Here is a 13,653-nt window from a genome sequence, read left to right on the forward strand (position 1 = left end):
ACCGGCCCCGCAGGACCGTCACCGCACCCACAACAACCCCAGCCCGCCGCTGGGGGCACCTCCCACGCCCTTCAGGCAGTGGGGGAGCCACGGCGAGAAACCCCCACGGCGGGACAGCCAACTACGTACGCGGCGCCGCAAAGCGCAACCGCGCGGCAGCCGACGACGTGGGGCGTCAAACAGCCCGTAGTGCCACCGCGAGGGCTTCCGCTCCTTCCTCGGCCTCGGCCACCGTCAAAGACATCGGTGGAGCGATCCGCAGTGCCGCGCCGCCCTGGCCGCCCTTGCCGATCAGGAGGCCGCGTTCGCGGGCGGCCTCCAGGACCTGGGTGGCTGCTTCGGGGGACGGGGTGTCCGTGCCGGGGCGGACCAGCTCGATGCCGATCATCAGGCCCCGGCCGCGTACCTCGCGTACCACGTCGAGGCCGGCCGCGACCGCCCGTAGGCGTTCGATGAGCAGGCCGCCGACCCGCCGGGCGTTGCCCTGGAGGTCGTGTTCGAGGAGGTAGGTGAGGTTGGCCAGGCCGGCGGCCACCGTGACGGGGCTGCCGCCGAAGGTGGAGATGGAGTTGGCGGGCAGCGCGTTCATCACCTCGGCGCGGGCCACCACCCCGCCGAGGGACATGCCGTTGCCGATGCCCTTGGCGAACGTGAGCAGGTCCGGCGGGCCGTTGTCCGCGTGGGCCTGCCAGCCCCAGAAGTGGTCGCCGGTGCGGCCCCAGCCGGTCTGCACCTCGTCGCTGATCCAGAGGATGCCGTGCCGGTCCAGGACCTCGCGGAAGGCGGCGTAGAGGCCGTCCGGCGGCAGGGTGAAGCCGCCGACGCCCTGGACCGGTTCGGCGATCAGCGCGGCGACGCCGCCGGCCGTCTGCTGGAGCATGTCCTCCAGGTCGGCGACGCAGGCCGCGATGTACGCCCGGTCGTCCAGGCCGGCGTACGGGCCGCGGCTGCGCACCCCGCCGTGGACGTAGAGCGTCTGGAGGGGCGAGAGGCTGGTCGGGGACCAGCTGGCGTTCCCGGTGACGCCGACGGTCGAGAAGGACCGGCCGTGGTAGCTGTTGCGCATCGCCAGGATCTGGTTGGAGCGGCGGTAGTTGGTGGCCAGCAGCAGGGCGGTGTCGTTGGCCTCGGTCCCCGAGGTGGTGAAGAAGACCCGGGCGTCGGGGATGCCGGAGAGCGCCGCGATCCGCTCGGCCAGCTCGACCATGGGCCGGGAGAGGTAGAGCGTCGAGGTGTGGATGATGCGGCCGGCCTGCTCGCTGACGGCCTTGGTGACCTCGGGCAGCGCATGCGCCGTCATGGTGGTGAGGATGCCGCCGAAGAAGTCGAGGTAGCGGTTGCCCTCGGCGTCCCAGACGTAGCGGCCCTCGCCGTGGGTGAGTTCGAGGGGCCGCTCGTAGTAGAGGCTGAGCCAGGAGGGCAGGACGGCCCGGTGGCGGGCGTGCAGGCCCGCCGCGTCGTGGGGGTGGTGGGTCACGGCTGCACCAGCCCCTCGTACGCGTCGGGGCGGCGGTCGCGGTAGAACGCCCACTGCTGGCGGACCTCGTCGATCAGGGCGAAGTCCAGGTCGCGGACGACCAGTTCCTCCTTGGAGTCGCTGGCGACCTCGCCGACGAACTGGCCGCGCGGGTCGACGAAGTAGCTGGTGCCGTAGAAGTCGTTGTCGCCGTACTCCTCGACGCCGACCCGGTTGATCGCCGCGATGAAGTACTCGTTGGCGACCGCGGCCGCGGGCTGCTCCAGCTTCCACAGGTAGGCGGACAGGCCGCGGGAGGTGGCGGACGGGTTGTAGACCAGCTGGGCGCCGTTGAGGCCCAACTGCCGCCAGCCCTCCGGGAAGTGGCGGTCGTAGCAGATGTAGACGCCGACCTTGCCGACGGCGGTGTCGAAGACCGGCCAGCCGGCGTTGCCCGGTTTGAAGTAGTACTTCTCCCAGAAGCCCTTGACCTGCGGGATGTGGTGCTTGCGGTAGCTGCCCAGGACCGTGCCGTCGGCGTCGATGACGGCCGCGGTGTTGTAGTAGAAGCCGGACTGCTCGACCTCGAAGACCGGGACGACGATGACCATGCCGGTTTCGCGGGCGAGTTCCTGCATGCGCCGTACGGTCGGGCCGTCGGGCACCGGCTCGGCCCAGCGGTAGTGCTCGGGCTCCTGGACCTGGCAGAAGTACGGAGCGTTGAAGACCTCCTGGAAGCCGATCACCTTCGCGCCCTGCGCGGCCGCCGCCCGGGCGTGTTCCTCGTGCTTCGCGATCATCGATTCGGTGTCGCCGGTCCAGGTCGCCTGGACCAGTGCGGCACGCACAACATCGGCCATGAGCTGCTCCCTCGTCCGTAAGTCAGCCTGCAGCCCACGCGGGATCTACGCGTGTGGAGGTGACCGTAGGCCTCGCCATGGGCGCTGGCAAGACCATCTCCTGCGTGGCGCGTCCGCGGTGATCGGACCATTTCGACAGGCAACCTTGCAAGTTTGCCTGTCGATCTCTACGGTGGGGGTATGTCGGAAATGGACCAGGAGCGGCTGGCGACGGACCTGCGGGCCGCCGTCTCCCAGCTGATGCGCCGGTTGCGCGCCGCGTCGTCGGACGGCGAGTTCACGCCCACCCAGCGTTCGGTGCTCTCCCGCATCGAGACCGACGGGCCGGCCACGATCGCGGCGCTGGCCCGCGCCGAGCTGGTCCGGCCGCAGTCGATGCGGGTGACCGTCGGCGCACTGGAGGAGCGGGGGGTCCTCGCCCGCAGCCCGCATCCGACGGACGGCCGGCAGGTGGTCTTCTCGCTCACCGAGGAAGGCCGCCGGCTGATCGACGCGGTACGCCGGGCCAAGCACCACTGGCTCGCCGTGGCCGTCGCCGACCGGCTGACACCGGAGGAGCGGCGGACCCTGGCCGAGGCGACCGGGCTGATACGGCGGCTGACGCAGGAATGAGCGATCCCGCCGCCAAAGGAAGAGCCGGCGCCCCCTCGGCGGACGCGCCGAGCAGCACCGCCGGGCCGGGGCGCCCGGACGACCGGGCCTTCGGCGCCCGGCTGATGACACCGCTGCTGCTCGGCTCGCTGCTCAACCCCGTCAACTCGACGATGATCGCCACTTCGTTGGTGGCCATCGGCCAGGACTTCCACGTAGGCGCCGCGGACACCGCCTGGCTCATCTCCGCGCTCTACCTCTCCAGCGCGGTGGGCCAGCCCGCCATGGGGCGGCTGGCCGACCGGATCGGCCCGCGCCGGGTGTTCCTCGCCGGGATGGCGGCCGTCTGCGCGGCGGGGCTGATCGGGGCGCTGGCGACCGGCTTCACCCTGCTGGTCGTCTCCCGGGCCGTGCTCGGCCTCGGTACCGCGGCGGCCTATCCCGCGGCGATGGCCCTGCTGCGCGCCGAGTCCCGCCGGCTGGGCCGGCCGACGCCCCGGTACGTGCTCGGGCGGCTCTCGCTGGCCGCGCTGGGCAGTGCGGCGGTCGGGCCCACGCTCGGCGGACTGCTGGTCGCGACGGCCGGCTGGCGCGCGGTGTTCGCGGTCAACGTCCCGTTGGCGCTGCTGGCCGGGGCGGGTGCGCTGGCCTGGCTGCCGGCGGACGGCCGGCGGAGTGCTGTAAGGGGCGGAGAACGGGGCCGGGAACGGGGCGCTGCCCAGGGGCGCGCCGCGGACCGCACGGCGGCCGGCGCCGGGGCGCTCGACCCGCTGGGTATCGGGCTGTTCGCCGGCGCGCTGACCTGCGCGATGTTCTTCCTGCTGCGGCTGCAGGACCCGCAGTGGCCGCTGCTGGTGCCGACCGCCGCGCTGGGTGGCGTCCTGGTGTGGTGGCAGCTGCGCCATCCGGAGCCGTTCATCGATCTGCGGATGCTCGCCGGCAACCGCGCGCTGGTGCTGACGTATCTGCGGCAGGGGCTGACGTACCTGGTCGTCTACTGCGTGCTCTACGGCTTCAGCCAGTGGCTGGAGGAGGCGCACGGCTACTCGGCCTTCCACGCCGGGCTGGTCATGCTGCCGATGTCCGGCGCGGCCGCCGTCTGCGCGCTCGTGGGCGCCCGGACGAAGGGGATCCGCGCGCCGCTGACCGTCGCCGCGGGCTGTCTCACCGTTGGCAGCGCGGTCTTCCTGCTGCTCCAGGGGGCCAGTCCGCTGCCGGTGCTGCTGTGCGCGGGGGCGCTCTTCGGCATCCCGCAGGGCCTGGCGTCGACCGGCAACCAGGCGGCGGTCTACGCCCAGGCACCCGCCGACGGCGTGGGCGCGGCGGCCGGGCTGCAGCGCACCGCCCAGTACCTCGGCGCGATCACCGCCTCCGGCCTGATCGGGCTGCTCTACGGTCAGCGGGCCGCGGACCCCGGGCTGCACCGGATCGCCCTGATCGGCGTCGTGCTGGGCCTGTTGCTGCTCGTCCTGACCGTTGCCGACCGCACGCTGCGCCGCGGCGCCGCCACCCCGGCCGACGGCTGAATCCGGCCATCGGCCACCGGTCACTCACCGCGCTCGCACCACATCGACCGCACCCATGTCCTCATCCCCCACGCCCAAGGAGCGTCATGCCCGTCACCACTCTCGACCCGAAGACCGCCCTGGTCCTGATCGATCTGCAGAAGGGGATCACCGGGCTGCCCACCGTCCCGCTGCCCGCCGCCGACGTCGTCGGGCGGGCCGCCCGGCTGGCCGCCGCGTTCCGCGCCCGCGAGCTGCCGGTCGTCCTGGTGAACGTCACCGGTGGTGCGCCCGGCCGTACGGAGTTCCCGACGGGTGGCGGTACGCCGCCGGCCGACTGGGCGGAGCTGGTGCCCGAACTGGACCGGCGGCCCGGTGACCTCACCGTCAGCAAGCAGCGGTGGGGCGCATTCCACGGCACCGGGCTGGACCGGGAGCTGCGCGACCGCGGGGTGACCCAGATCGTGCTGGCCGGCATCGCCACCAGCATCGGTGTGGAGTCCACCGCCCGCGCCGCGCACGAGCACGGCTACCACGTCACCCTGGTCACCGACGCCATGGCGGACCTGGACGAGGCGGCGCACCGCAACAGCCTGGAGAAGGTCTTCCCGCGGCTGGGCGAGACCGGCACCACCGAGGCGGTCCTCACGCTCCTCGGCTGACCACGGCGCCGTCGATCCGGGCCGGGTGGGCGGGCGGCCGGTGCTCGTACCAGCGCAGTTCGGCTTCGAGCTGGGCGGCCAGCGAGATCAGCCGCGGCTCGCCGTGGGCCGGGCCGAGGAGCTGGGCGCCCAGCGGCAGACCGTTCGCGCTGAACCCGGCCGGTACGCTCACGCCCGGCCAGCCGAGGACGTTCCACGGCCAGGCGTACGGGCAGGCCGCGATCATGGCCTGATCCGTGCGCCAGCCGTTCATCTTGGCGAGGGTGCCGATGCGCGGCGGCGGGGTCGCCGTGGTGGGCGTCAGCAGGACGTCGTAGCGGCCGAACAGGGCGCCGATGCGCTGCTGTTGGTGCTTCTCGGCGGCGCGGGCGCGGCGCAGTACGGGGCCGCTCAGCAGCCGGCCCAGCCGCGCCGACCCCCGCGTCCGGCGGTCCAGCAGGGAGCGGTCCGGGACCCGGGCGGCCCACTCCCCCACTCCGACCGTGGCCCGCGGGACGAAGGCCAGCCCCACCAGCCCGTAGTCCGGCTCGGCCTCCTCGACGAAGTGGCCGAGCCGGACCAGGGCGCGGGCCACGTCGGTCACCGCCGCCCGGACGTCGGGGTGCAGCGGTTTGCGGGTGAAGGTGGTGGCCGCCTTCCAGGACAGCGCGATCCGCAGCCGGCCCGGGTCGCGGCGGACCGCTTCGTGGGCCGCGATGGCGGGCGGGCGGTGCAGGTCGCCGGCGTGGTTGCCGGCGGCCACGTCCAGCAGCAGTGCCGCGTCCTCGACCGTGCGGGCGAGCGGGCCGATGCCGGTGATCCCCTGGAACGCCTCCGGGTCCGGCCAGGTGGAGATGCGGCCGCGCTGGGGTTTGATGCCGACGAGGTGGGACCAGGCGGCGGGGATCCGTACCGAGCCGGCGCCGTCGGTGCCGAGGGCCGCGGCCACCAGGCCGGCGGCGACCGCGGCGGCCGAGCCGCCGGAGGAGCCGCCCGGGGTGTGTGCGAGGTTCCAGGGGTTGCAGGTGTTGCCGAAGGCCGGGCCCTCGGTGAACGGCCACTGGCCCAGTTCGCAGGCGTTGGTCTTGCCGACGATGATCGCGCCGGCCGCGCGCAGCCGCCGGACCACCTCCGAGTCGCGTTCCTTCGGCGGGAATTCACCGGCGCAGCCGAACGCGGTCGGCTCGCCCGCCACGTCGGTGTCGTCCTTGACGGCGACCGGCACGCCGAGCAGCGGCAGCCGCTCGCCGGCGGCGAGTCTGCGGTCGGCATCGGCGGCCTCCGCGAGCGCGGCCTCGGCACGTACCCGCCGGAAGGCGTTGACGGTGCCCTGGGTGGCCTCGATGCGCTCCAGGGAGCGCCGGACCAGCGCGGTGGAGGTCACGCTGCCGTCGGCCAGCGCCCGGGACTGCTCGGCGAGTCCCTCCAGCTCCCCGGCCGCGGTCCCGGTGTGCCGGGCCGGGGCGCCGGTCGCACTCTCCTGGCTCTCGTCAACGCTCACGCTGCGTGCCCTCCCTGGGACCGCCCATTCGAACGAACGGTCCCAGGAGGCTAATCGGCGCCGCGGCGACCATCAACGTCGCCGCGCGGGACGGTACATCGACGACACACGGACGGCACACAGCGGCCGCGGGAGGGCGGTGACGTCACGTTCCGGACATCCGGCGGGCGTCACGGGCGGTGGCGTACGTCGGGCCGGGCGGTGGCGTTGCGACGGGCCGGGGGGCGGGCCGTCGGAGGCGCTTTCCGCGGCCGTCCGGTGCCCCGCCCTCGAACACCCGGCCGGGCAGCCGCTACGCTCCCCGGCCATGGATGACACCCTGCTGCTCCTGACCGTGGCGGCCGCGGCCCTCGTCGTGGGGCTGGTGGCGGGCTGGGCCGGCCAAGCGGCCGCGGCCCGCCGGAAGCTGGCCCGCGAACAGAGCTTCTTCGGGCTGCCGGGCGGTTCGGAGTGCGTACTGGTCACCCACCGCGACAGTTCCTCGCCCCACTGGTCCATCCCGCGCCATGACGCGCTGGCGCTGCTGGGCCTGGCCGCGGTGATCGAGAACTGCGGTGCGCACCCGGAGGTGGCCCCGCACGACACCGGGCTCCAGGGGTTCGGGGCGCGCACCGAGTTCTGCGTGGGCGACCCCACCGCGCACCGTCGGCTGGCGGCCCATGTGGCCAGTCTGCTGCCGGGGGTCGCGGTGCATCCGGGCGACGAGTCGGGGGCCGGCCGGGGCACCTTCACGATCGGCGGTACGGCGTACCGGGTGGAGCCCGGGACGGTGGAGTACGTGCTGCTGGCCCGTCTGACGGCGGGTGAGGGCGGCCGTCCGGTGTTCCTGGCGGCCGGGCAGCGTCCGGTCACCCACCGGGCCGCGGTCCGCCATCTCGTCCGCAACCGGGCGCGGCTGGCGCGCCGGCACGGTGCCGACGGCCAGTTCTGCCTGCTGCTGAAGGTGGTCAACTCGCAGGCGTACGGGCCGGACGTGGTCGAGCTGGTCGCGGACGTCACCAAGGCCGCGACCGCACCGGCGGAGCCGAAGGGGCACCGGGCGGCGGCCTGAGAGCGGTACGGCGGTCGGCCGGAGCGCGGTGCGACCGGCGGTCCGGGTGCGGGGCGGCCCCGGGTCTGAGCTCGGTGTGACGGGCGGCCGGAGCGCAGTGCGACCGGCGGTCCGAGTCCCGGGCAGCCCGGGTCTGAGCTCGGTGTGACGGGTGGCCGGAGCGCAGGACTTTTGCTGGGAATCGTCCGGCTCATCTGCGAAGCTCATCGGCGTGCTCGCCTCTCTCCGTTCGCCCGTCCCGCACTGGACGACGGCTTGGCTCGGCGATGGCCGGCATCGGCCCGACCATCCCCGCGGCCGCGCTGGCCACGGTCTGGCTGCCGGTGCCGCTGGGCCTGGGCCTGGGCCTGGGCGCCAGCCATACGGTGCTGTTCGCGCTGACCGTGATCGTGGGCACCCTGACGGTCGTCCCCGGCCGCGCCACCCCTCTTCAGGGCGGCGTCCATCTCACCCTGCTGGCCGCGTACATCGTGCTGGCGCTCAGTCCGTAGAACGGTCCGGGCGCCCCGCTTCCGCCGGTGCCGGGCCCTGGGGCGACGCGCTCCGCGCCCCTGGGGCAAACGCCCGGCGCCGGCCCGCCGATCGGGTACGGAACCCGCCGCCCCCGGTGTCGCTCCCGCTCGCGCCGAAACCGGCATGAGAGCACCTGAAGGATGCCATCGGACCATCACCCCCATACGAGGCGGAGGTTGCTGCAGGCCGCGCTCGCGGTGGGTGCGCTCTCCGCCGGCCGCTTCTTCTTCCCGCCCCAGGACGGCACGCCGGAGGCGGCCGCGGGCCGGCCGGACCGGCACCGGCCGCCACCCCACGACACCCCCCGCTACCCCGGTCCGGCGCACCCCTCGGAGGCGTACCGGCTGCGCCCCATGGCTGGCGAGACCTCGCTCTCGGGGCCGGGGGCCTCACCTCCGCACCCGGACGTCGCCCACACGCTCGGCACCGGCCGCCGGGAGATCTTCCTGACCTTCGACGACGGCCCGCACCCCCGCTACACCCCGGAGATCCTGCGGGTCCTGCGCCGCAACGGCGCCCGGGCGACCTTCTTCGTCATCGGGGAGAACGCCGACGCCTTCCCCGAGCTGCTGCAGGACATCGCCGACGACGGCCATGCCGTCGGCAACCACACCTGGACCCATCCGCAGCTCACCAAGCTGCCGCCGGGCGCGGTACGCAGCGAACTCGGCCGCACCAGCAGCCTGATCGACGACGTCCTGGGCACCGCCCCGAATCTGGCCCGGGCCCCGTACGGCGCCTGGGACGACCCCTCGCTGAGCATCTGCAACGAGCTGGGCATGTCGCCGGTCGGCTGGGCGATCGACTCGCGGGACTGGACGGAACCGGGGGTGGACGGCATCACCGACGCGGTCATGGCGGAGATCCGCCCGGGCGCGATCGTGCTCTCGCACGACGGCGGCGGCGAGCGCAGCCAGACCGTCGACGCGCTGGACCGGTATCTGCCGCACCTGATGGCCGACGGCTACCGGCCGGCCCGGATCGAGCCGTGAGACCGTGGACGGAGGCGCGCCTCCCGCCGCCGGCGGCGGGAGAGCTCGGGCACGTCACCACACGATCACAAAAAGGCATCAAAGGGTGAGAACGGTCACTCCGCAGCGTATTGCTCCGGTGAGTGATTTATCGTTCAATTGGAAGCGGCGCCGAGCGCCCTCCCCCAAAGCTGCCCCGGCCGAATTCCCCCGTTCGGCCGGGGCTTCCCCTTTTCCCGGCTCACCTCAGATGCGAGGCACCGTTCACATCCAGTACGGCCCCCGAGGACCAGACCGCCTCCGGTGAGGCGAGGTAGTGGACCGCCGACGCCACGTCCGAGGGCGCGGCGACCCGCCCGAACGGGCTCTGCTGCCGCACCTCCGCCGTCAGCCGGTCCGCGACCCGCTCGGTGGTCACGAAGCCCGGCGCCACCGACGCCACCGCGATCCCGTACGGCGCGAGGTGCACCGCCAGCGACTGGCCCATCGCATGCAGCGCCGCCTTCGTCGCGCCGTACGCCGGGTGGTCCGGCTCGCCGCGGTACGCGCCGCGCGAGCCGATGCTGACGATCCGGCCCTCCACCTCGCGCTCGATCATGTTCCGCGCCGCGCAGTAGCTCACATGCGCCGCGCCGAGCAGGTTCACGTCCACGATCCGCCGCCAGGCCCGCTGCCAGTCCTCGAACGAGGTGCGGTCCAGCGGATGCGCCTCGTTCGCCGCCGCGTTGTTGACCAGCACGTCGACGCCGCCGAGCCCCTTCACGGCGGCCGCCACCACCGCCTCGGCCCCCTCCGGCGTGCTCACGTCCCCGTGCACCAGCACATGCCCGCTCCCCGCAAGCCCGGCGAAGGCCTCCTCCGCCGCCTCGCGCCGGGACGCGTAATGCAGCGCGATCCGGTCCCCGCTCGCGGCGAACCGCTCGGCCACCGCCTGCCCGATCCCCCGCGAGGCCCCCGTGACCAGCACTCCCCGACTCATCGGCACCCCTCCGTCGCTCGCTCGGTCCACGCCTCTCGGCATACCGCAAACGATCTTAGGGAGCTGGGCGAGGGCCGGGGGTGGTCGGGGGCCGACCGCGTCACGGGGAGCGGCCTGCGCCCGGGGGGGCATGCGTGGTCTGGGGGCATGCGCCCCTCGCGTTCCGGGGGTGGCATGCGCGCCAGGGGGTGGCATGCGCGCCAGGGGGAGACGGCGGCGGCGGCGCCTGCCGGGCGCGGCCTTCCGTACAGTCTCCCCATGCCGTTCGATCACAACGACCACTACCACCGGCTGCTGTTACGGCAGCTGCCGCCGCGCTGCCGTACGGCGCTCGACGTCGGGTGCGGCACCGGGCGGTTCGCGCGGCGGCTGGCCGCGCGGGGCATCGATGTGCATGCGGTCGATCCGTCGGCCGAGGCCCTCGCCCGGGCCCGCGCCGCGTCCACGGGAACGCCCGGCGCGACGCAGCCGTGCTACCAGCAGGCGGACGCGTCCCGACTCCAACTCCCGCACGGTCACTACGACTTCATCTCCTGCCTGGCGAGCCTGCACCACATGCCCTTCGAGACCGTGAGCGCGCTGCGGGCGGCGCTCGCGCCGGGTGGTGTGCTGGCCGTCCTCGGCTGCTATCCGGAGCGGTCGCCGGCCGACTACGCCTGGAGCCTGGCCGCCGTTCCGGTGAACGCCGCCGCCCGGCTCGCCGTGGGTGCGGCGGAGGCGCTCCGGCCGTCCGGTACGGCGGCCTCGGCAGGGGCGCCGACCGCCCCGCCGACCGTGCCACTCGCCCGGATCCGCCGGGAGGCGGCGGAGCTGCTCCCCGGGTGCCACATCCGTCGGCTGCTCTTCTGGCGCTATCTGCTGGTCTTCCGCCGGCCGGACGGCTGAGGCGGGGGGGCCGGTCCCAATGACTAAGGCGGGGGCCGGTCCGGACGGCTGAGCGGAGGGGGCGGTCCGGGCGGCTGAGGCGGGGGCCGGTCCGGACGACTGAGCGGAGGGGACGGTGCGGACGGCTGAGGCAGGGGGCCGGTCCGGGCGGCTGGTTCGGCGTACGGGCGGAGGGCCTCTCGGCGGCGGCCGGGCGTCGATCTGCGAACCCCCGCCCGGCGGCCGATCATCGAACCATGGCCCCCTCCACCGGGCACGGCCCGGCCCCGTACCCCGTGATCCAGCCGATGCTGGCCGCGGTCGGGCCGCTGCCCGCCCCGCACGAGGAGACGGCCTGGGCGTTCGAGGCCAAATGGGACGGCGCGCGGTGCATCATCAACACCCCGGGTGACGGCACGATCCGGCTGGTCACCCGGGCGGGCAACGACGCCACGACGACGTATCCGGAGCTGGCGCCGCTCGGGGCGCAGTTGCAGGGCCGGATTGCGGTGCTGGACGGTGAGGTCGTGGTCCTCGATGCGCGCGGACGGCCGGACTTCGGGCTGCTGCAGCGCCGGATGGGCGTGACGAATCCGCGCCGCACCGCCCGGTTGGCCATGGAGCATCCGGTGCACCTGGTCATCTTCGACCTGATGTACCTGGAAGGCTCGCTGCTGGGCGCACCGTACTTCGAGCGCCGCACCGCACTGGCCGGGCTGGGGCTGCGCGGCCCCAACTGGTCGGTGCCCGGCCATGTGGAGGGTCACGCTCAGCAGGCGTGGGAGGCCTCGCTGCAGGGCGGGCTCGAAGGGGTGGTGGCCAAGCGGCTCACCTCCCTGTACCTGCCCGGGGTCCGGTCACCCGAGTGGCGCAAGACCAAGCACCTGCAGACCCTCGACGTGGTCATCGGCGGCTGGCTGGAGGGGCACGGCACGCTGGCCGGACTGCCGGGGTCCGTGCTCGCGGGGGTAGCGGAACCGTCCGGGCTGCGGTACGTCGGCTCGGTCGGCTCGGGGCTGTCCGACCGGGAGCGCCACGAACTGGCGCAGTACCTGGGGGTGATCCCGCTCGACCGCTCCCCGTTCGTCAACCCGGTGGACGCATCGGGCGCCCACTGGGCCGAGCCCCGGCTCGTCGCCGAGATCGCCTTCAGCGGCTGGACCTCGGCCGGCCGGCTGCGCCACCCGATCTGGCACCGACTGCGGCCGGACCTGACCCACCTGGGGTGAGGGGAGGGGGCGTGAAGGTCTGGGGATACGCAGGCGTGGGAGGGGGAGGGGGATAGGGAGGGAAAGGGGAAGGGAAAGGGGGCAGGGACGGCTGCCCCGTTGACACCATCACGCACGGCGCGCCATGTCCCGCAGAGCGGAACCTGGCACGCACGGCGGAACCCTGTTCCAGACCGTAGAAAAACGCGTTACGGACCGCAGAAGGAACCCTGTTCCGGACCGGACCGCAGAAGGAACTCGTTACGGACCGCAGAAGGGGCCCGTCACCGGTGGCAGAACGACGCCTCGGTGATCGAGCCGCCGGCGTTCTCGTCGTCCGAGCCCAGGATGCCCTTGTGGGACTTCGGCAGACAGGCCAGCGCCTCTATCTTGTGCCCGGAGAAGGTGGCGAGCCGCTTCGGTGCGTCGGAGACCTTCAGCCGGACGACGCCGTGCTTGCCGACGGAGAGGCGCCCGGCGGCGTAGAGCGCGGAGTCGAAGGGCCCGTCGTCACCCGGGTCCGACGTGGACGACACGGTGAGCGCGCCGTCGGCGGAGAGCTTCACGTCGGAGATATGGCGAACGTCCTTCTTGGGGTACGGCGCCCGGAATTTCGCGGAATCCCGGGAGCCGAACGCGTTGGTGTCCGGGTTCCATTCCGCCGCGGTGAGTTTCCCGGGGTGCTCACTGCTTCCCCGGTCCGCCCAGACCGCGGCTATTTTCCCGTGTCCGACGGCGGCGAGCGCGAATCCTTCGTACTTTCCGTCCGACGAAACACCGGGCAGCCGGAAGGCGCGCAGTACCCGGACGGTGCTGCTCTCGCGGCGTATGCGGTACGCCGTTCCGTCGCTCGCCAGGGCCACGTACTCATGGGCCCGGCCCGGTACGGCGTCGATCGCCTCCAGGTCGACGGGCAGGGTGCCGCGCCAGGTCACGGGGGTCACCCGGGGGGCGGTGCCGGGGCGGTAGGCGACCGCGACCAGGCGGTTCTCACCGGGCTTCTTGTTGTCACGGACGGCGAGGGTGTCCACCGTGTCGCCGTGCCGGCCGTCGACCACGATGCCGCTGAGACCGGCCGTGATGCCGTCCCCGACGCGCTGCCAACCCTGCGCCGCGCCAGCCGTCGCGGACGGTGCCAGGAGTGCGGCGCCCACCAGGGCGACGCTGAATGCTTTCTTGATCATCGGGCGATGGTAGGCAGTGCTCCGGGTTACTGAACAGGTCCGGTAGGACACCTCTCTCACCTTCCATCCCGCATTCCGGCGGAATTCCCACGCAAGCCCACCGCGAGACACCCGGCCTGCCCGCAGGGGACCCGACCCCGGCAAGGATCCGGAATGCCGGCACGGGTCAGGTGCGCCGGCATGGGTTTGGTATGCCCGTACGGGTTCGGTATGCCCGCATGGGCTTGGTATGCCCGCATGGGCTTGGTATGCCGTAAGGGCCGCCCGGGATCCCTCGCCATGAGGTTCGGACCCGGAGGGCACACGATGGAGAACAGGGGGTGGATGAG

12 protein-coding genes and 1 pseudogene are annotated in these 13,653 nt (G+C 73.5%); 8 read left to right on the forward strand and 5 right to left on the reverse strand.

Features of this window, described 5'->3' with window-relative positions; genetic code table 11:
• Positions 1–175: 175 nt before the first annotated feature.
• Both AB0G35_RS27410 and AB0G35_RS27415 read right to left on the reverse strand, forming a co-directional pair.
• Positions 176–1,477 carry an aspartate aminotransferase family protein gene (locus tag AB0G35_RS27410; RefSeq protein ID WP_360954921.1) on the reverse strand — a complete coding sequence of 434 codons (1,302 nt, stop codon included), beginning with the start codon at positions 1,475–1,477 and terminating at the stop codon, positions 176–178.
• Complete coding sequence (locus AB0G35_RS27415; protein WP_360954924.1) at positions 1,474–2,316, reverse strand: nitrilase-related carbon-nitrogen hydrolase; 843 nt, start codon at positions 2,314–2,316, stop codon at positions 1,474–1,476. Before AB0G35_RS27415 ends, AB0G35_RS27410 begins: the two co-directional genes overlap by 4 nt.
• A 180-nt stretch (positions 2,317–2,496) precedes the next feature.
• On the opposite strand from AB0G35_RS27415, the gene AB0G35_RS27420 reads away from it, so the two are divergent.
• The 3 genes from AB0G35_RS27420 to AB0G35_RS27430 all read left to right on the forward strand — a co-directional run bounded on the left by AB0G35_RS27420 (position 2,497) and on the right by AB0G35_RS27430 (position 5,074).
• Positions 2,497–2,928, forward strand: coding sequence for a MarR family transcriptional regulator (locus tag AB0G35_RS27420; protein WP_360954927.1), 432 nt, complete (start codon positions 2,497–2,499; stop codon positions 2,926–2,928).
• Entirely contained in the window at positions 2,925–4,433 is a 1,509-nt protein-coding gene (locus AB0G35_RS27425; RefSeq protein WP_360954930.1) for an MFS transporter, read from the forward strand. Before AB0G35_RS27420 ends, AB0G35_RS27425 begins: the two co-directional genes overlap by 4 nt.
• 86 nt (positions 4,434–4,519) lie before the next feature.
• Positions 4,520–5,074, forward strand: coding sequence for an isochorismatase family protein (locus AB0G35_RS27430; RefSeq protein ID WP_360954933.1), 555 nt, complete (start codon positions 4,520–4,522; stop codon positions 5,072–5,074).
• On the opposite strand, the gene AB0G35_RS27435 is transcribed toward AB0G35_RS27430, so the two are convergent.
• Entirely contained in the window at positions 5,058–6,554 is a 1,497-nt protein-coding gene (locus AB0G35_RS27435) for an amidase (protein WP_360954936.1), read from the reverse strand. The genes AB0G35_RS27430 and AB0G35_RS27435 overlap by 17 nt on opposite strands.
• A 307-nt stretch (positions 6,555–6,861) precedes the next feature.
• On the opposite strand from AB0G35_RS27435, the gene AB0G35_RS27440 reads away from it, so the two are divergent.
• The 3 genes and pseudogenes from AB0G35_RS27440 (at position 6,862) to AB0G35_RS27450 (ending at position 9,110) form a co-directional block, all read left to right on the forward strand.
• Entirely contained in the window at positions 6,862–7,605 is a 744-nt protein-coding gene (locus tag AB0G35_RS27440) for a hypothetical protein (RefSeq protein ID WP_360954939.1), read from the forward strand.
• Between the two features lie 254 nt (positions 7,606–7,859).
• Positions 7,860–8,096: pseudogene (locus tag AB0G35_RS27445) on the forward strand (ionic transporter y4hA); the annotation flags it as partial.
• Positions 8,097–8,258: 162 nt separating this feature from the next.
• Positions 8,259–9,110 (forward strand): polysaccharide deacetylase family protein, encoded by an 852-nt coding sequence (locus AB0G35_RS27450; protein ID WP_360954942.1) that lies wholly within the window; start codon positions 8,259–8,261, stop codon positions 9,108–9,110.
• 220 nt (positions 9,111–9,330) lie between these two features.
• On the opposite strand, the gene AB0G35_RS27455 is transcribed toward AB0G35_RS27450, so the two are convergent.
• A complete protein-coding gene (locus AB0G35_RS27455) occupies positions 9,331–10,068 on the reverse strand; it encodes an SDR family oxidoreductase (protein WP_360954945.1) in 738 nt (245 codons plus the stop codon).
• Between the two features lie 258 nt (positions 10,069–10,326).
• On the opposite strand from AB0G35_RS27455, the gene AB0G35_RS27460 reads away from it, so the two are divergent.
• Both AB0G35_RS27460 and ligD read left to right on the forward strand, forming a co-directional pair.
• Positions 10,327–10,953, forward strand: coding sequence for a class I SAM-dependent methyltransferase (locus AB0G35_RS27460; RefSeq protein ID WP_360954948.1), 627 nt, complete (start codon positions 10,327–10,329; stop codon positions 10,951–10,953).
• A gap of 236 nt (positions 10,954–11,189) precedes the next feature.
• Entirely contained in the window at positions 11,190–12,161 is a 972-nt protein-coding gene (gene ligD / locus AB0G35_RS27465; RefSeq protein ID WP_360954951.1) for a non-homologous end-joining DNA ligase, read from the forward strand.
• Between the two features lie 263 nt (positions 12,162–12,424).
• Here ligD and AB0G35_RS27470 read toward each other — a convergent pair whose 3' ends face one another.
• The gene (locus AB0G35_RS27470; protein WP_360954954.1) at positions 12,425–13,324 is read right to left on the reverse strand and encodes a hypothetical protein; all 900 of its coding nucleotides are present in this window, start codon (positions 13,322–13,324) and stop codon (positions 12,425–12,427) included.
• Positions 13,325–13,653 lie beyond the last annotated feature (329 nt).

The organism is Streptomyces sp. NPDC021749 (assembly GCF_040640655.1).
In the GTDB taxonomy this organism is placed as follows: Bacteria; Actinomycetota; Actinomycetes; order Streptomycetales; family Streptomycetaceae; genus Streptomyces.